This window comes from Arcanobacterium canis (assembly GCF_029625435.1).
In the GTDB taxonomy this organism is placed as follows: domain Bacteria; phylum Actinomycetota; class Actinomycetes; order Actinomycetales; family Actinomycetaceae; genus Arcanobacterium; species Arcanobacterium canis.
In genome coordinates, this window is the sequence record NZ_CP121208.1 from 552,180 (window position 1) to 570,396 (window position 18,217).

An 18,217-nucleotide genomic window follows, 5' to 3' on the forward strand; every position below is an offset into this window, starting at 1 on the left:
AGTGGCTGGGCCCCAACATCTGAAATGACATGAAGGCGGAGAGCAATGAAGCTTGAACTGAGAGGAATCACGAAGCGATTCGGTTCCCTCGTCGCCAATGACTCGATCAATTTGGAGATCGGGGAGGGGCGTATCCACGCTCTGCTTGGCGAGAATGGCGCGGGTAAGTCCACCCTGATGAATGTGCTGTACGGCTTGTATGAGCCTGACGGTGGCGAGATTCTTATTGATGATCAGCCGGTGACTTTCAATGGTCCAGGAGATGCGGTAGCAGCAGGTATTGGCATGGTGCATCAGCATTTTATGCTGGTACCAGTATTTACCGTAGCTGAATCGATCGCGCTTGGATACGAGCCAACCAAGAGCGCGGGAATTATTGATCAGAAGGCCACTGCACAGAAGGTGAAGGAAGTTTCAGCGCGTTTCGGGTTTAACCTCAATCCTGATTCGTTGATCGAGGAACTCCCGGTGGGCGCTCAACAACGAGTTGAAATCGTCAAGGCACTTTCGCGCGATGCGAAGGTTCTGATTCTTGACGAGCCAACTGCTGTGCTGACACCGCAAGAGACCGATGAACTGATGGCGATTATGCGTCAGCTTGCTGACGCAGGCACTTCAATTGTGTTCATCACTCACAAGTTGCGTGAAGTTCGAGCGGTCGCCGATGACATCACGGTGATTCGCCGCGGCAAGGTCGTGGGTAAGGCTGATCCTAAGTCCTCAGAATCTGATCTGGCGACGATGATGGTTGGCCGTCCTGTGATGATGAAGGTTGACAAGAAGCCGGCAAATCTTGGGCCGGAAGCTCTGAAGTTTGAAGACGTGACGTACATTGATTCGGTTGGTACGCATGTGCTCGATCACGTTTCGTTTGGTTTGCACCGCGGCGAGGTTCTCGCTATTGCGGGTGTGCAAGGTAATGGCCAAACTGAACTCGCTGAATCCGTGCTTGGTCTGATTCATCCGGACGCTGGATCGATCACCCTTGAAGGCAAGGAATTGCACGGAAAGAATCCGCGTGAAATTCTTGAAGCCGGCGTCGGCTTCGTTCCAGAAGACCGTATGAAAGACGGCATGATTGCCTCCTTCTCAATTGCGGAAAATTTGGTTCTTGATCAGTACCGCGATGCGCCCTTCGGGTCGGGCCTTTCAATTAAGCCCAATGTCATCCTGAAGAACGCGGAAGAAAAGCGAGATGAATACGATATTCGTCTCACTGCCATTACCGATCCGATCTCGACTCTGTCAGGTGGAAACCAGCAGAAGGTTGTCGTTGCACGCGAGATGTCACGCGATCTTGACCTCCTTGTGGTGAACCAACCGACTCGTGGTGTTGATGTTGGATCAATTGAGTTCATTCACCAACGCGTCGTCGAAGTGAGAGATTCTGGCGTTCCGGTTCTTCTGATCTCGTCTGAGCTTGATGAGATTGAGGCATTGGCTGATCGTATCGCTGTGATGTATCGAGGAAAGATCATCGGTATTGTTCCTGCAGGCACTTCTCGTGATGCACTTGGCCTGATGATGGCTGGTGTTCCACAAGAGGAAGCCTTGGCACAAGTGCGAGGAGGAGAGAACTGATGTCTCGCAAAGAAATTCAGCCGGCAAAGCCCGGTTTCGGAGTGTGGCTGAAGGCCTTCCTACACACGGCTCCTCGTTCGGGCCTTCTGGTCGGACTTCTTGCAGTGTTGATTGCCTTCGTCATTGGCGCACTGCTCATCCTGCTCTCCGGTGAGAGTCCGATCGCCGCCTACCAGGCAATGTTCCGCGGAGCGATCTTCAATTACAACGCTGCAAATATTGAACGTGCGCTGTTTAAACCAGTGGGCGATACCTTGATGTACGCCACTCCACTGATCCTTGCGGGTCTTGGCCTGGGCATCGGCTTCCGTGCTGGATTGTTCAACATTGGTGGAACCGGTCAGCTTGTCTTCGGTGCGCTTGCAGCAATTTGGGTTGGCTTTAACTACCATCTTCCGCCATACCTTCACACCTTGATCTGTCTTCTGGTAGCGGCAGTTGCAGGCGGTCTTTACGCCGGAATTGCTGGTGTCCTCAAGGCAAAGACCGGTGCCAACGAAGTGATCGTCACGATTATGTTGAATTCGATTTCGGGTTTGGCTCTGTCCTACATTCTTTTGCAAAAGGCATGGCAGCGTCCGGGAACGGGTGAACCCCGCACCCCAGTTGCTGAGAGATCCGCTGCGTTCGACACTCTGATTCCAGGGGCCAATCTCCACACTGGTATTCTCGTGGCCCTCCTCGCAGTGGTCGTGTACTGGTGGCTGCTCTCGCGTTCGAAGATTGGTTTCGAAATCCGTGCAGTGGGGGCCAATGCCAATGCTGCTCGCACCGCTGGTATGTCAACGGGTCGCACAATCATCATTACGATGGTTCTCTCTGGCGTATTCGTTGGATTGGCAGGAGCGAATGAAGCACTCGGAACTCTGGGCTATGTCGATCAAAATATCGCTGGAACCGTTGGTTTTGATGCCATCACTGTGGCCCTCCTCGGACAGTCAACTCCGCTGGGTGTCCTCTTCTCCGGAATTCTTTTTGGAGCGTTCAAGGCTGGTGGATACACGATGCAGGCTTCGGCCCATGTTCCGATCGACATGATTCTGATCCTCCAGTCGGCCATTGTTTTGCTGATCGCCGCTCCTGCACTTGTTCGTTTCTTGTTCCGCTTGCCTAAGCCCGACAAGATGTCGATGCGCGAGTACGTGCGTATTGCAACGACTGGTGGCACCGCTACCTTTGTCGATGAAAAGGGCAAGGTCGAAGTAGTGGCAAACGTGGAGGACCCGGGTGAGGTTGCCGACGCGATCGGAGGATCCACCGAGATCGATGAATCATCCGCTGATTCGAAGGAGAACGCACGATGAGCGCTGTAACGACTCATTCTCAGGAAAACACTGAGGTTTTGAAGAAAGCATCGTGGAAGCTTCCCATCACATTTGGCCTGGCAACACTTTTGCTCATTGCCATGGCAGTCAATGCTTCCGGCGTGTCGCGTGTTCGTCTCGCTGGACCGGGACAGTCTTACAAGATCGCTGATTGGCACGTGAATGCTCCACTCTACTTGTGGGTATTTGTCGTTATTGCTCTTGCTGCCACGGCATACGCTGTGTGGGCGAACATTCGCCACAATGCAACGGGCTTTGAGCCCTCAGGGCGTGCCACAGCGCTCTCATCAATCGCAGTGGGCTTTGTAACGGTTTTCGGCTTCCTGCTTTTCGCAGCTGCAGGCTCTAGCGGAGCTATCACGTTAACGTCGGCTTTGGTCTCGACCGTTGCGATCTCGACTCCGCTGATCTTTGGATCCCTTTCGGGAGTCCTCTCTGAGCACGCCGGTGTCGTCAACATTGCTATTGAAGGCGACCTTTTGATCGGAGCTTTCACTGGAATCCTTGTTGCGTCGTATTTCCATAGCGCATGGCTTGGTTTGATTGCTGCACCGCTTGCGGGCGCTTTCCTTGGTTGCTTGCTGGCATTGATCTCGGTGAAGTATGGCGTTGATCAGATTATTACCGGTGTTGTGTTGAACGTGCTCGCACTTGGTTTGACCTCGTTCTTCGCTGGATCGCTGATGTCTGGCGAAAACCAGGCCATCTTCAACACAAACAAGTACACCCTGCACCCGATTAAGATTCCTGGCCTTGCTGAGATTCCAGTGCTCGGTCCTGCCTTGTTCAACCAGACGATCATTGTCTACGTCATGTACGTGGTCGTGATTGTTCTGACGATCATGCTCTACCGCTCTCGCTGGGGCCTGCGTCTTCGAGCGGTCGGTGAGCATCCGAAGGCTGCTGACACCGTGGGTATCAAGGTAAACCGTACGCGTGCGCGCAACGCTATCCTTGCTTCGGGCATTGCTGGATTTGGCGGCGCGTTCTTCACCCTCGGCTCAGGCCTGGCATTCACTGAGAATATCTCAGCTGGTAATGGCTACATTGCTCTGGCAGCAATGATCCTGGGCAAGTGGCACCCCCTTGGTGCGCTCGCTGCGTCGCTCATGTTCGGCTTCGCAACGTCGGTGGCACAAATGATGCCGAACCTCAACAATGCGATTCCGTCAAGCTTGCTGAACATGATCCCTTACGCGATCACGATTATTGCAGTGGCTGGCTTTGTGGGTAAGTCCCGTCCGCCGGCGGCGGAGAACATTCCGTATCTCAAGTGAGTAAGTGTGTGGGTGGGGAAACCCACCCACACACTTTTTCGGAGGCAAAATGATGGAAGTCAACTGGGAAAAATTGAGAGAGCTCGCTGTAGCTGCATCGAAGCGTGCCTACGCCCCGTATTCGGGCTATCCCGTCGGGGTTGCCGGAGTGACAACAGATGGGCGCTACTATTCGGGATGCAACGTCGAAAATGCTTCAACCGGTCTCGGTCTGTGTGCTGAGTGTGGCATGGTGTCGGCCCTGACTCTCGATGGCGGCGGACAATTAGCCGCAGTTTTATGTGTCAATGGAAATGAAGACGTCATCGGCCCTTGTGGACGTTGCCGTCAACTCATTCGCGAACACGGAGCCGATGGTTGTCTGATTGAGATGGGAGAAGGACCTGTCACGATCGAAGATCTCTTGCCCTACGGTTTCGGTGCCAAAGATCTTGCTGAGGTTAAAGGCGCAATCAATATTTTGTAGTGCATGACGACATAAATTCGCCCGGAAACTCGCCTGACAGGCTCGAGCCGAGCACAGAAATGAAGGAGAAGGAATGGCTGAAAAGTTTGACATGGTGGATGTGATCCGCACTAAGCGAGAACACCATAAGCTAACAAAAGAAGAAATCGATTGGACGATCGACGCATACACGCGCGGTGTTGTGGGCGATGAGCAGATGGCCGCAATGGCGATGGCAATTTTCCTTAACGGCATGGACCGCGAAGAAATTGCGCAATGGACCACTGCAATGATCAATTCCGGTGAACGCATGGATTTCTCAGGTCTTGGTCGCGTTACCGCAGATAAGCACTCGACTGGGGGCGTGGGCGATAAAATTACGTTGCCGCTTGCACCTTTGGTTGCTGCTTTCGGAGTGGCAGTTCCACAGCTATCGGGCCGCGGTTTGGGCCACACGGGTGGTACCCTCGACAAACTTGAAGCAATTCCGGGTTGGCGTGCAGCGCTGTCCAACGATGATATTATGCATATCCTCGGACTTGAAGGGCCTGGAGCGGTAATTTGTGCTGCTGGCACTGGTTTAGCTCCAGCAGACAAGAAGCTGTATGCCTTGCGTGATATCACGGCCACTGTTGACTGCATCCCGTTGATCGCGTCGTCGATTATGTCCAAGAAGATCGCGGAGGGCACTCACTCTCTCGTTTTGGATGTCAAAGTCGGTTCCGGAGCATTCATGAAGGATATCGATAAGGCTCGCGAACTCGCTCGTACCATGGTTGATCTTGGCACCGACGCCGGCGTTGAGACCGTCGCACTCTTGACTGATATGTCAACTCCGCTTGGCCTGAAAATCGGAAACTCACTCGAAGTTGAAGAGTCTGTCGATGTGCTCGCAGGCGGCGGGCCAGCTGACGTCCGTGAGCTAACCATCGCCCTGGCACGAGAGATGCTTAACGCCGCCGGTAAGCCGGATGCTGACATTGAAGCCGCTCTTGACGATGGTCGTGCGATGGATGTGTGGCGCAAGATGATCGAAGCTCAAGGTGGCGATCCTGACGGTGCAATGCCTGTCGCGAAGGAATCGATGGATATCTATGCCGAGGAAGATGGCGTTTTGTCCAAGCTTGATGCGCTGTCGGTTGGAGTTGCCTCCTGGCGTCTGGGAGCCGGTCGCGCTTTCGCTGGCGAGAAGGTCCAACTCGCTGCAGGCATCGAACTGTTCGCCAAGCCGGGCGATCAAGTGAAGAAGGGCGACAAGCTCATGACACTCTTTACTGATGAGCCTGACCGTTTTGAGCGCGCCTTGCAATCGCTTGAGGGTGGAATCGAGATTGGCGGCACTATCGCCGATCACTCAGTCGTTCTTGACAGGATTGCAGCTCAGTGATCAACATCGGGTCATTCGTGTCGGCGCTTTCGCGTCCAGTGACCACAGCGGTGAGTTTTATGAAGCCGCAGGAGCTGGACGCGCGGGCGCTAGCCGCGTTGGAAACCTACGCAGCCTATGGGGAATCCCTGGAGGCTGGTGGGCATACACTCACCCAGACGACCGAGACAACTTGCGCCGCTATGGTACTGATGGTTGCTCGTGCATACTTACGAGCAGATCTGCGCGAACAACTTGAGGAACATCCCGGCTTCGCCAGTGAAATCGAAGACGAGTTGTACCACCAGCTACGACGGAAAGCCGTCGCAGGACGGTGGGAGTGGCCAAAAAAGCTTGGCACCCCTCCGTGGACGTTAGCCCGTGAACTCAGTCGTTTGGACAAAGCCACATACTTCTCGACGGCGGTGGATGACTCCTCCGAACGAGGATGGACTATTCTGCAGTGGGCAGCTCATGCAACGACGGTGGGACTTCCCGTACCACTCTATGCCGGTGGTGATATTGATCAGGGATTTGGAGCAATCGTGCCTCGACACGTTGTCCTCGCGATCCCCGGCAACCCGTTCACTCCGGATAACATTCCTCAATTGTCAATCTACGATCCGGCCTCGGGACTGGTACATGAAGTGCCACTGCCCCTCCTGGTTGATCGAACAACACCTGCTCCATTCCTGGGCAACTGGTCGCGCATTGTGTGGGCAGTTCTCCCAGATAAGATGAGCGATTAAACTGGTAAGAAACCTATCCAAAGGAGAAACATGGAACGCAGCGAACTTGCAAAGTACGTTGATCACACGATCCTTACGCCAGAAGCCACCACGGCTGATGTGCTCAAGCTGATCGAAGATGCGAAGGAACTGGGTACCTACTCGGTGTGTATTTCGCCTTCGATGCTTCCGCTTCCTGAAGAAGCTGATCTGGGCGATGTGAAGCTCTGTGTGGTTGTTGGATTCCCGTCGGGCGCAGTGGCCTCGGAAATCAAGGCCATGGAAGCAGCTCGTGCAGTTGCTGCCGGTGCAGATGAAGTCGATATGGTTGTCAATCTTGGCAACGTCAAGGAAGGCGACTGGGATGCAGTTGAGTACGACATTGCCGTTGTGCGTGACGCAATCCCATACGCAGTGCTCAAGGTCATCATCGAGTCGGCTGCACTGACCGATGAAGAAATTGTGAATGTGTGTGAGGCTGCCAAGGCTGTCGGTGCTGACTTCGTCAAGACCTCCACTGGCTTCCACAAAGCTGGTGGCGCGTCGGTTCACGCTGTTGAGCTGATGAAGAAGACCGTTGGTGATGAACTTCAGGTGAAGGCATCAGGCGGCATCCACGATGGAAAGTTTGCGCTCGAACTCATCGAAGCAGGCGCAACTCGTCTCGGACTATCGGGCACCCAAAAGGTTCTCGACACCATGTGATGATGAGGACAACTCATCTAGCTGGTGTTTAGTCAACTGGGGGTGAGCAATGCTCACCCCCAGTTCCTTTACTGCATGATAAAAACGTTTGGGGGTTGCGTCTGGTACACCAGACGCAACCCCCAAACGTTAGCTGTGATCAGTCGAGCTTGGTCATGGCCTCAACATCGGACTTGAAAGCTTCCATTCGCTCAGTGGCCTCAGCACGAGCAGAAGCAAGATCGCCGTCTACAGGGACAACTACTTCCAAGTAGCACTTGAGCTTCGGCTCGGTGCCCGACGGGCGTACCATGACGCGAGAGTTATTCTCAGTGAAGATACGCAAAGCATCGGTTCCAGGAAGTTCATCGGTACCTTGTGAGAGGTCTTCGATGGAGCGCACTGGGGAACCGCCGAGCTGAGTTGGTGGTTCCTTGCGCAGCTTCGCCATGGTTGCCGGGATGATCGAGAGATCAGAAACGCGGATCGTGACCGGGGTAGTGAGATAGACACCGTAGATCGTGTGGATTCGGTCAAGCTCGTCAGCCAGATCCTTTCCTTGAGACTTGAGTGTCGCTGCCAGGTTTGCCAGCGTAACACCAGCAGACAGGCCATCTTTGTCACGTACGTGGTTCGGATCAACACAGAAACCGATTGCTTCTTCGTATCCGAAGGTGATCTTGTGAGTGCGTGCGATCCACTTGAAACCGGTCAAAGTGGACTGATAGTGGAGACCGTGTCCCTCAGCAATCTTTCCGAGCAACTGTGAGGAGACGATCGACGAAGCCAGTGCGACATCTTTACCTTCATCACGGGTCGCAATGTACTCACCAAGCAATGAGCCAATTTCATCGCCTGAAAGCTGATGCCATTCGCCGTTAATCTTCGTTGCCAGAGAAGCGCGATCAGCATCTGGATCAGAGGCGATGACGAGGTCGGCATCGTTCTTCTTTGCCAAAGCAATGGCAAGGTCCAAAGCGCCCTTTTCTTCTGGGTTCGGGAACGACACAGTGGGGAAATCGGGGTCCGGCTGTGCCTGTTCGGGAACCATCTCGTAGTCTGTGAAACCAGCACCATCGAGGACTCGCTTCATGATTTCTCCGCCCACGCCGTGCATCGGCGTGTAAACGATGCGAAGATCACGCGGTCCATCTGCCGGAACAACAGAAATTGCTTGGGCAACGTAGGCATCAATGACATCTTCGCCGATGGTTTCCCAACCGCTGTCAGCAAGTTCGATTTCATCGGCGCGGGGAGCAGCGGCGATCTCAGCGGCGATGCCAGCATCGATCGGTGGGACGATCTGAACGCCACGTCCGTCTTCTTCAACCGCGCGGGCCCCAACGTACACCTTGTAACCGTTGTCTTGTGCGGGATTATGCGATGCCGTAACCATCACGCCGGCGTCGGCGCCAAGATGACGCACAGCAAAAGCCAGAAGCGGGGTTGGCAGGTGGCGTGGCATGATCATTGCGCGCGAGCCCATAGCAGTGACGATTGCTGCGGTATCGGCCGCAAACTCGTCGGAGTGGTAACGCGCGTCAAAACCGATCACAACAAGTGCATCCTTACCCACAGTTTTGTGGAGCCAGGACGTCAGGCCGTACGCAGCGCGGCGCACGACTGCACGGTTCATACGGTTTGGTCCCGCAGCCATTGCACCACGCAAGCCTGCTGTGCCAAATTGCAATGAGCCGGCAAAGCGATCGGTCAATTCGGCCTGCGCAGCTTCATCGCCGCCTTCAGCCTTTTCAAGCAAGGCAGTGAGCTCAGCTTGCGTCTCTTCCGACGGATCGTGGTTGATCCAGTCCTGAACTGTTTCTGCGTTGTACATTATTCCTACTTTCCCTCGATTGCCTCGATGATGTCTGCCAAGAGGCGTGAGATGCGGGGCCCTGCATTGCGCCCTGCTTCGAGAACTTCTTCATGGTTGAGGTTGCCAGGAGCGAACCCGGCAGCATGATTGGTGACAAGCGAGATCCCCAAGATTTCCATCCCTGCTTCACGAGCGGCGATTGCCTCGAGTGCAGTGGACATGCCGACGAGGTCGCCTCCGAGGATACGAGCCATCTTCACTTCTGCAGGTGTCTCGTAGTGAGGTCCGGGGAACTGAGTGTAGACACCTTCAGGTAGCGCGGAATCGATAGTGTGTGCGACGTCACGCAGACGCTGTGAATACAAATCTGTGAGATCGACGAAATTTGCGCCTTCGATGGGAGAGGTCGCGGTGAGGTTGAGGTGATCCCTGATCAGTACCGCGGTGCCCGGCCCCCACTCAGGAACGGTCGATCCGCATCCATTGGTGAGGATACAGATTTTTGCACCAGCTGCAGCGGCTGTTCGTACACCATGCGCGACAGCAGCCACGCCTTTACCTTCGTAGTAGTGTGTGCGGGCGCCGAGAACGAGCGCGTGGCGCCCGTCTTTGAGACGGATCGAGGTGATCTTTCCTCCATGGCCCACAACAGAGGGGGCGGAGAATCCCGGAATTTCTTGAGCATCAATTTCTTCAACAACCTCTCCAATGAGGTCTGCTGCGCCGCCCCAGCCGGAACCGAGTGTCAGCGCGATATCGTGCTGCTCAACCCCGGTTCGTTCTGCGATGACGGCTGCGGCTTGGGCCGCGAGTTCCAAAGCGTTAACCATACACATAATCTTAACCCTCATTCCGCGTAAAAGCACGATTCTGAGGGATTTTTATAGCGCAAAATTGACAACATTGTATACGGCGTGACTGCGCGTATGCGCACCGATACTTGGGATGTACACATCCTTGAGCTACGTGTACCAACCTTTCCATAAATGGGAGAGCCATGAACTCATGGCATAAACACGCCCATTCAGCTCGCTCGTCAACGATGTTTACCCGTTATTTGCCTACAGCGACTAGCGTAGTGTCCATGACATTTGACAATTACCAACGCGGCCCGCTGACACTGCGTGGCGAAATGATTCCCAACACCACTGCCGATGCGCGTCTTTTGGCGAATAGTTCCGACGCTGATTTCATTCATTCCGATGCATGGCGAGTGTTGCGTATCCAATCAGAGTTCGTTGAAGGCTTTGGTGCGTTAGCCGAAGTCGGGCCTGCAGTTTCCGTTTTCGGGTCAGCGCGCACCGACGTCGATAGTCCGTATTATTCCATTGCCCGTGAGGTCGGCAAAAGTCTCGCTTCAGAGGGCTTTGCTGTCATCACTGGTGGCGGTCCAGGCGCGATGGAAGCCGCGAATGCTGGAGCAAAGGAAGCTGGCGGCACATCGGTTGGCTTGGGAATTGAGCTCCCCTTTGAACAAGGTCTCAATGAGTACGTTGACCTCGGTGTGAACTTCCGATATTTCTTCGTGCGAAAGATGATGTTCGTGAAATATTCGCTCGGTTTCGTCGTATGCCCAGGCGGATTCGGCACGATGGACGAGCTATTTGAAGCGTTGACGTTGGTCCAGACCCGTAAAGCAACACAGTTTCCGATTGTGCTGGTTGGCAACGAATATTGGAGCGGTCTGTTTGACTGGGTCAAGAACACAATGCTTGCACAGGGCAACATTAATGCCGAGGATCTTGAACGAGTCACCATTGTTGATACGGCGAAGGATGCGGTTCTCGCGATTAAGCGCGGTGTCCATGATCTCGCGGAGGCAAAGCGCGCGTCTCTATGAGCATAAACGCCACAGAATGACACTTGAGACAGCTAACATAGAGATGTGAGGGAAGGAGATCACATGGCAGCAATGAAGCCGCGAACCGGTGATGGACCACTGGAAGTAGAAAAGAATCCTCACGGATACATTCTCCGCCTTCCGCTCGAGGGTGGTGGGAGAATGGCACTTCAGATGACGGCTGAAGAGTTAGAAGAACTTCGTCACGTCATCTCTGAAGGTCTTACAGATTAAAGAGACTGGGACGCGTTCGTCCCAGTCTCTTTGGCTATCGCCGACGTTGGTGGTGAGGTAGCAGCAGTGATCCGTTCTTCGGTCTTACGACGTCGGTGGTTCAGGTGCCTGCAGATGGCTCTGGTTACTTTTTGACGGCGATGATGAGACCATCGCCAACAGGAAGGAGTGAGGTCATCAGCGCCTGCGATTCGAGAAGGTCAGCACCGAGATTGCGCAATGCCACGGTTCGTTCGTCACGTCGTGCCGGATCGGCAACGCGATCAGCATAGAGGGCGTGCGCAACAACCAACAATCCGCCTGGGCGGAGCATACGGATAGCTTCGGTCACATCACCTTCTGCTTCGAGAGGCTCGCCATCGACGACGACCATATCGTAAGAGCGATCAGCTAAGCGGGGAAGGAGATCGGCGGACCTTCCGTTGATCACGCGATAACGCGGAGAAGCAAAACGAGCAGCAGCGAAAAACTCGCGTGCGCGCGATTGAGCCTCGGTGTCGGTGTCGATTGTGGTGAGTTTGGAGTGAGAAGAAGCTTCCAGCAGGAATAAACCAGAAACGCCAGCTCCGGTTCCGATCTCAGCGATGGTTTTTGCATTTGATGCCAAAGTGCGCAAGAGCGCGCCGGTGGCCGGGCTGATCGGCTCGATTCCAAGCTCTTCGGATACGCCACGTGCACGTTTGACGATTTCGCTCTGATAAGCATTTTCCTCAGCGTATGCCCATGACGCAGTCTTATTCGACATTGATCCTCCCGGTTAGATATCACCATGCTACATGGCACGCGCGGGGATCGCTGTCTGACCAGCGATCCCCGCGCAAAAATGCCTGTTTTACAGCGGGGAAACTCCCAGTTGAACACCTGCAAGGCTACGAGCGCGTTGTGCGAGAATTGACGCAGCTGCTCGAAGTTCTCGCTGAGCAGCCGATTCTCCATCAGCACCGGCATAAGGAGTACCCGCATCGCCGCCTTCGCGCACTTTCTGTTCCAGAGGCACTTGAGCGAGGAGAGGAACATCGTACCCGAGGACATCCTTGAGGCGCTTCGCCACTGCTTCGCCCCCGCCAGATCCAAAGATTTCCATCCGATTTCCGCCCATTTCCAGGTAGGACATATTTTCGATTACACCGACCACACGCTGCTTGGTCTGTGCAGCCATCATTCCCGATCGCTCGGCTACCTCTGCAGCGGCCACCTGCGGAGTAGTGACCAGGACAATTTGTGCATTGGGGATCAGCTGAGCAAGAGAGAGAGCAACGTCACCAGTCCCCGGAGGAAGATCAATCAACAAAACATCCAGATCCCCCCAGTACACATCGGCAAGGAACTGCTCCAATGCGCGATGGAGCATGGGGCCGCGCCAGACAATTGGCTGATTTTCGTCAATGAACATCCCGATCGACATCACCTTGATGTCGCCCGAAACCGGAGGAATGATCATCTTGTTCACCATCGTCGGCTTAGTATCAACACCGAGCATCTGTGGCACTGAGAAGCCGTAAATATCGGCGTCCATGACGCCAACCTTCAAACCTTGCGCGGCCATCGCCGAGGCAAGGTTCACGGTTACGGTTGACTTGCCGACGCCGCCCTTGCCAGACGTGATTGCGTATACGCGGGTGAGGTTACCGGGCTCGCTGAAGGGGATACGTGGTGCGGGGTTACCACCACGAAGCTCGGTCTTGAGAGTTTCACGCTCTTCTTCAGTCATCACTCCCATCAAGACCTTGACGTTCGTGACGCCGTCCAACGCGCCAACTGCCTTTTCGATGTCTGTCGTGAGCGTGTCGCGCAACGGGCAACCAGCAACGGTGAGTTTGATACCGATTGTGGCAGAACCTGCGTCGTCGATTTCTACACTTGACACCATATTTAATTCGGTGATGGGGCGCCTAATTTCAGGATCGTTCACTGTGGCCAGTGCTTGGGTAATAGTCTCTACGCTGGGAATACTCATAATCTGCATTCTACTGGGTGACGGAGAAAGAAAAGATGTGGGATTACTCGCCTAATTTGGCACGCAAGGCAGCGATCTCACGGTCCTTTTCTTCAATAAGGGATCGCAACTCCTCGCGGTCGTCGCGAACCGGATCGATCAATTCCATTGTTTCTTCTAGCTGATCGCGAATTTCGCTGCGCACAAAGTCACGGGTCGCAAGTTCATTGATCGCCAGTCGAAGTGAGGCGATCTCACGGGTAAGGAATTCCGTGTCCTGGAGATTACGCTCAGCGGTTTGACGATCATTTTCTGCAACCACGCGATCACGGTCATCCTGACGATTCTGTGCAAGAAGAATCAAAGGCGCAGCATAGGATGCCTGAAGTGAGAGCATCAACGTCAAAGCAGTGAAGCCGAGAGCCGCTGAGTCGAACTGCACCGATTCCGGTGCGTAGGTGTTCCACCCCAGCCAAACCGCCACGAAAATCGTCAGATAAATCAAAAACTTCGGGGTGCCGGAGAAACGCGCAATGCGTTCAGCCCACACGCCTGCAAAATCTGGGTCGGGGCGGAAGAAGGCAAATCGCCGAGATCGGCTTTCCATCGGTTCATCAAAGCGCTTCATTCAGTCACCTCCGAATGGTCGGAATCGTAATTATGTTGTTCGTCAACTGCGGCGTCAAGCACCTCCTCGTCTTCCTCTCGCCAGTCGTCGGGCAGGAGGTGGTCGAGGACGTCGTCGACAGAAACAGCGCCGAGTAGGGAATCGTTATCCACCACTGGCAACGCGGTTAAGTTGTAGGTTGCCAGCAGGCGGGTCACGGTACCGATTCCGTCTTCAGGTGCCAAGGACTCGATATCGGAATCGATGATCGTGCCGATCATCTGGCTTGGGCGCTCGCGCAGCGCACGTTGGAGATGCACAACGCCGATGAAACGCCCTGTGGGAGTTTCGGACGGAGGACGACACACGAAAATGGTGGTCGATAGGGCTGGCGGAATATCCGGCCGTCGAGCCTGCGCAAGTGCCATCGCCACGGGTGCATCCGGAGTGAGGATGATGGGGTCAGTGGTCATCAGACCGCCAGCGGTTCGCTCGCCGTAGGACATCAGTCGTCGCACGTCGGCGGCGTCGTCTGGTTCCATGCGTTCGAGAAGGACTTCAGCTTGCGCATCAGGCAACTCTGCCACGAGATCGGCGGCGTCGTCAGGCTGCATAATTTCCAAAACGTCTGCAGCGCGGTCCACTTCCAGGTCAGAGACGATCGAGACGCGGTCGTCGTCGCCGAGCTCTTCGAGAACATCCGCGAGACGTTCATCAGAAAGCTCGTTTGCGATAGCCAGGACGCGATCGGAGGGGAGATCCCGCAGGACGTCAGCGACGTCCGGTGGTTTGAGTTCATTGATTTGCGCAAGAATTTGGCTTGCTCCCTGATTCTCAACCTTCGTGGCAAGTCCGGAGACTTCACGAACCGAGACGGTCAGAGACGAGCCGGCGTCTTTTGCGCTGCGATCGCGCTTAACGTACAGCTGCGACAGCTGCCATTCGCGTGTGCGCGTCTGCTCAATCGCGACATCGACGACGGTGGCTTTTCCCGAACCGTCGCGGAATGTCACTGGTCGATCGAAGAGTTCGCCTACCACCATTGTTTCTGTGGGACGTTGAGTAAATCGACGAATGTTGACGAGTCCGGTAGTAATCACTTGACCGTCGCGAATCGATGTCACTCGGGTAAGCGGCAGGAAAACGCGACGCTTTCCCGCCACGTCCACCACCAGACCGATAGCGAGAGGAGTGCCACGCAATCGGAAGACCACCACCACGTCGGCGACGCGGCCAACTCGATCCCCGATGGGATCAAAGACATCGGTTCCGGCCAAACGGCCAACGAAAACGCGCCGGGCTTGGCGATCATTCATAAAAGCTCCTCGGGTGTCAGTTCGTTGATGTGTGAGGCGGGTTCTCAGCCCTGGACGTGCTTCATCCACGCTTCAATATCGGCCACAGTGCGCGGGATATTTTCCGAAATACGCTTGCCGCCTTCTTCTGTCATCAACACGTCGTCTTCGATTCGTACACCGATGCCACGGAAGCGTTCGGGAACCAAAAGATCGTCCTCATGGAAGTACAAACCAGGCTCAATCGTAAAAATCATGCCCGGCTCAAGAAGGGAATCGGTGTAGAGCTCACGTTTTGCCTGCGCACAGTCGTGGACATCAAGGCCAAGGTGGTGTGAGGTGCCGTGAGGCATCCAGCGACGGTGGTACTGGCCTTCAGGGGAGAGAGAATTTTCTGCCGTGGAGGGCAGCATCCCCCATTCCTCGAGATGACGGGCGAGAACGGCCATTGCCGCCGTGTGAATATCCTTGAAACGCACCCCCGGCTTTTTGGTCTCTTCTAGTGCCGCTTCGCAGGCTTCGAGCACAGCTTCGTAGACTTCGCGCTGGGCCTGAGTGAATTTGCCATTGACAGGCAAGGTTCGGGTGATGTCTGCAGTGTAAAGAGAATCGAGTTCTGCTCCGGCATCGACGAGGACGAGGTCACCATCGCGCACAGGGCCGTCGTTGTCGATCCAGTGCAGGGTGTTCGCATGGTTCCCCGAGCCGACGATAGTGTCATAGCCGAGGCCGTTTCCTTCGGCACGCGCGCGGGCAAAGAAGGCACCTTCGATGATTCGCTCGCCGCGCCAGTGGTCACGAGCACGCGGAAACGAGCGCAAAATATCTTCGAAGCCAGAGAACGTGACATCAACTGCCTTCTCCATCTCCTGGATCTCCCACGCGTCTTTGATGAAACGAAGAGTGGAAGCGGCTTCTGCGAGTCCGAGGTCTTCTTCGATTCCTGAGGACAGTGAAGCCTGCTCACGCAGTTCGCGCACCATTGATTCGATAGCTGGGTCGGACTGAGGCATCACGCGGATTTGAATCGTACCGAGATCTTTGGCTAGGGCATCGCGAAGATTGTCAGAGTGATCAACTTTCAAACCCGTCAGGTTCGACATTTCTTCGGCGGAGAGACGCGGGCCCACCCAGAATTCGCCATGACGTGAATCAGCGTAGAACTCTTCAGACGAGCGCGAGGCTCGGAAATGGAAAAAGAGGGTTGCTTCGTGAGTCTCTTCATCTCCTTCGTGGGCATCAGGAAGCGGGTTCAGGACAAGGACAGCTCCCGGCTCGTCCTCACCACCGAGGCCAGTGAGATGAGAAAAAGCCGAATGCGCACGGAAACGGTAGTCGCAGTCGTTGTTGCGAACTTTATAGTCGCCTGCAGGGATGACCAGGCGTTCACCGATGAACTGGGCGCCAAGCGCACGACGGCGTGCGGGAGTGAAGTCAGCGACGTCCATGCGATCGGGCCCTTCGGGGCGCGGTCCCCAATTCTCGCCAATGAACTCCTTGAATGCCGCAGAACTCGGGCGCTGAGTACGCGAATGTGCGCGTTTTTCCATCTCGCTTTGAAGTTTGTCATCAGTCATGCGATCCATTATTCCACCAATTGCCCGTTTGCGGGCTACGCTGTGACCATGATCGATCTGCATACCCACTCAACTTGTTCAGATGGCACGCTGACGCCGAGCGAACTCGCTCGTGCGGCCGCCCGTGCAGGTCTGACGTGGTGGGGGATCACGGACCACGACACGACCGAGGGATGGAACGAAGCACGCGCATCAGCGTCGGCGCAGGGGATCGGTTGCATCTGTGGCGCCGAATTCACCACACGATTTGATGGTGTCGAGGTACACCTTCTGGGGTATCTGTTCGATGACACGTCGCCCGCGATCGTGGCTCACTTCGCCTCTCAACACACTGCTCGCGAAGATCGTGCGAGAGAGATCACGCGGCGACTCTCGGCAGACTTTCCCATCACATGGGAACAGGTCAATGCGTGCCGCGCCGACGGTGCTCCAGTCGGACGTCCACATATTGCTGATGCACTTGTGGCAGCGGGAATCGTGGAGAACCGATCAGCTGCGTTTGACGATTTGCTGTCCACAAAATCGCGCTATTACGTGCCGCAACACGCGCCCTCTACCACCGACGTCGTGAGATGGATTAACGATGCCGGTGGGAAAGCTGTCCTCGCACACCCTCTGGCAACGAAACGTGGGAAAGGCCTGACTTGGGAGAATATCGAAACAATTTTGAGGGCCGGTGCCTTCGGTGTCGAAGTTTGGCATCGTGAAAATCCGCCTACCCAGCGTGGCAAGTTGGAGGCGCTTGCAGGTAGTCTTGGTAAGGCATGTTTCGGTTCGTCCGATTACCACGGAAGTGGCAAGCCGAGCCAGCTCGGGGAATTCACCACCTGCGAGCACATATTTCAATCCCTCATCGAGGGAACGTTTTTGGAGGTTTAATGCTCGATACGACGGTTTTCTTTTCCGCATTCGCCACGATGCTTGTGATCACGGACCCGATGGGCAACCTCCCCATTTTTATGTCGCTGACTTCGCGTATGAGCGAGAAAGATCGTCGTAAAACGGCCATTACGTGTAATTCGATTGCCGCAATTATTTTGCTCATATTTGGCTTCTTCGGTGTACACCTCTTTGCCTGGATGCATATTTCGACACAGGCGCTTCAGATTTCCGGTGGTCTTTTGCTTCTCATCGTTGCCCTGCAGCTTCTGACGGGAAAAGAGGATGATCCAGGCCGTGAAGGGGGTTCGCTTTCCGTTGCAGCTGTGCCGTTGGGAACACCGCTTCTTGCAGGCCCCGGTGGCATCGTGGCTTTTATGATCCTCATCCGTGATCAGCAGGGCAATGTGTGGGGACAGCTCGCAGCGACCGCGGGTTTGCTGACCGTCCTGTTTGGCTCTTTCATCACGATGTTTTTTGCGACGCCGATCATGCGTGTGTTAGGAAATGCAGGAATCGCTCTGCTCACCAAGCTCTCGGGTATGTTGCTCGCAGCGATCGCCATGCAGCTTATTATTGCTGGCACCACTGAGGTGTTCAAAGGCATTCTTGCTGGATAATCCGGCA

18 protein-coding genes are annotated in these 18,217 nt (G+C 55.0%); 11 read left to right on the forward strand and 7 right to left on the reverse strand.

The annotated features are described in order from the left end of the window. Positions 1-45: 45 nt before the first annotated feature. From P7079_RS02460 to deoC, 7 genes are all read left to right on the forward strand, one after another. Positions 46-1,581, forward strand: a complete 1,536-nt coding sequence (locus P7079_RS02460; protein ID WP_278013255.1) for an ABC transporter ATP-binding protein — start codon at positions 46-48, stop codon at positions 1,579-1,581. Beyond that, on the forward strand, positions 1,581-2,885 hold the full coding sequence (locus tag P7079_RS02465) for an ABC transporter permease (protein WP_278013256.1): 1,305 nt from the start codon (positions 1,581-1,583) through the stop codon (positions 2,883-2,885). Before P7079_RS02460 ends, P7079_RS02465 begins: the two co-directional genes overlap by 1 nt. Beyond that, positions 2,882-4,183, forward strand: coding sequence for an ABC transporter permease (locus P7079_RS02470; protein WP_278013257.1), 1,302 nt, complete (start codon positions 2,882-2,884; stop codon positions 4,181-4,183). Before P7079_RS02465 ends, P7079_RS02470 begins: the two co-directional genes overlap by 4 nt. Positions 4,184-4,232: 49 nt before the next feature. Next, on the forward strand, positions 4,233-4,649 hold the full coding sequence (locus tag P7079_RS02475) for a cytidine deaminase (RefSeq protein ID WP_278013258.1): 417 nt from the start codon (positions 4,233-4,235) through the stop codon (positions 4,647-4,649). A 73-nt stretch (positions 4,650-4,722) separates the two neighbouring features. After that, entirely contained in the window at positions 4,723-6,015 is a 1,293-nt protein-coding gene (locus P7079_RS02480; protein WP_278013259.1) for a thymidine phosphorylase, read from the forward strand. Beyond that, positions 6,012-6,743: a hypothetical protein gene (locus tag P7079_RS02485; protein ID WP_278013260.1), complete on the forward strand. Its 732-nt coding sequence runs from the start codon at positions 6,012-6,014 to the stop codon at positions 6,741-6,743. The genes P7079_RS02480 and P7079_RS02485 overlap by 4 nt, the downstream gene beginning before the upstream one ends. Positions 6,744-6,773: 30 nt before the next feature. Further along, positions 6,774-7,427, forward strand: coding sequence for a deoxyribose-phosphate aldolase (gene deoC, locus P7079_RS02490; RefSeq protein WP_278013261.1), 654 nt, complete (start codon positions 6,774-6,776; stop codon positions 7,425-7,427). A gap of 139 nt (positions 7,428-7,566) precedes the next feature. Here deoC and P7079_RS02495 read toward each other — a convergent pair whose 3' ends face one another. Next, a complete protein-coding gene (locus tag P7079_RS02495; protein WP_278013262.1) occupies positions 7,567-9,240 on the reverse strand; it encodes a phospho-sugar mutase in 1,674 nt (557 codons plus the stop codon). Between the two features lie 5 nt (positions 9,241-9,245). After that, positions 9,246-10,052 (reverse strand): purine-nucleoside phosphorylase, encoded by an 807-nt coding sequence (locus P7079_RS02500; protein WP_278013263.1) that lies wholly within the window; start codon positions 10,050-10,052, stop codon positions 9,246-9,248. 254 nt (positions 10,053-10,306) lie between these two features. Here P7079_RS02500 and P7079_RS02505 point away from each other — a divergent pair, with 254 nt between their 5' ends. Together P7079_RS02505 and P7079_RS02510 are read left to right on the forward strand one after the other, a co-directional pair. Further along, positions 10,307-11,062, forward strand: a complete 756-nt coding sequence (locus tag P7079_RS02505; protein WP_278013264.1) for an LOG family protein — start codon at positions 10,307-10,309, stop codon at positions 11,060-11,062. A 63-nt stretch (positions 11,063-11,125) separates the two neighbouring features. Further along, positions 11,126-11,296, forward strand: a complete 171-nt coding sequence (locus P7079_RS02510; protein WP_278013265.1) for a DUF3117 domain-containing protein — start codon at positions 11,126-11,128, stop codon at positions 11,294-11,296. Positions 11,297-11,420: 124 nt separating this feature from the next. On the opposite strand, the gene P7079_RS02515 is transcribed toward P7079_RS02510, so the two are convergent. The 5 genes from P7079_RS02515 to P7079_RS02535 form a co-directional block, all read right to left on the reverse strand. Beyond that, a complete protein-coding gene (locus P7079_RS02515; protein WP_278013266.1) occupies positions 11,421-12,041 on the reverse strand; it encodes an O-methyltransferase in 621 nt (206 codons plus the stop codon). Positions 12,042-12,128: 87 nt separating this feature from the next. Further along, positions 12,129-13,253, reverse strand: coding sequence for an Mrp/NBP35 family ATP-binding protein (locus P7079_RS02520; RefSeq protein ID WP_278013267.1), 1,125 nt, complete (start codon positions 13,251-13,253; stop codon positions 12,129-12,131). A 43-nt stretch (positions 13,254-13,296) separates the two neighbouring features. Continuing rightward, the gene (locus P7079_RS02525) at positions 13,297-13,860 is read right to left on the reverse strand and encodes a DUF1003 domain-containing protein (protein WP_278013268.1); all 564 of its coding nucleotides are present in this window, start codon (positions 13,858-13,860) and stop codon (positions 13,297-13,299) included. Further along, the gene (locus P7079_RS02530; protein ID WP_278013269.1) at positions 13,857-15,155 is read right to left on the reverse strand and encodes a magnesium transporter MgtE N-terminal domain-containing protein; all 1,299 of its coding nucleotides are present in this window, start codon (positions 15,153-15,155) and stop codon (positions 13,857-13,859) included. Before P7079_RS02530 ends, P7079_RS02525 begins: the two co-directional genes overlap by 4 nt. A gap of 44 nt (positions 15,156-15,199) precedes the next feature. Continuing rightward, entirely contained in the window at positions 15,200-16,711 is a 1,512-nt protein-coding gene (locus tag P7079_RS02535) for an aminopeptidase P family protein (protein WP_278013589.1), read from the reverse strand. 48 nt (positions 16,712-16,759) lie between these two features. Between P7079_RS02535 and P7079_RS02540 the strand changes: the two genes are divergently transcribed. Together P7079_RS02540 and P7079_RS02545 are read left to right on the forward strand one after the other, a co-directional pair. Further along, positions 16,760-17,590, forward strand: coding sequence for a PHP domain-containing protein (locus P7079_RS02540; RefSeq protein ID WP_278013270.1), 831 nt, complete (start codon positions 16,760-16,762; stop codon positions 17,588-17,590). Then, positions 17,590-18,210 (forward strand): MarC family protein, encoded by a 621-nt coding sequence (locus P7079_RS02545; protein WP_278013271.1) that lies wholly within the window; start codon positions 17,590-17,592, stop codon positions 18,208-18,210. Before P7079_RS02540 ends, P7079_RS02545 begins: the two co-directional genes overlap by 1 nt. Positions 18,211-18,217 lie beyond the last annotated feature (7 nt).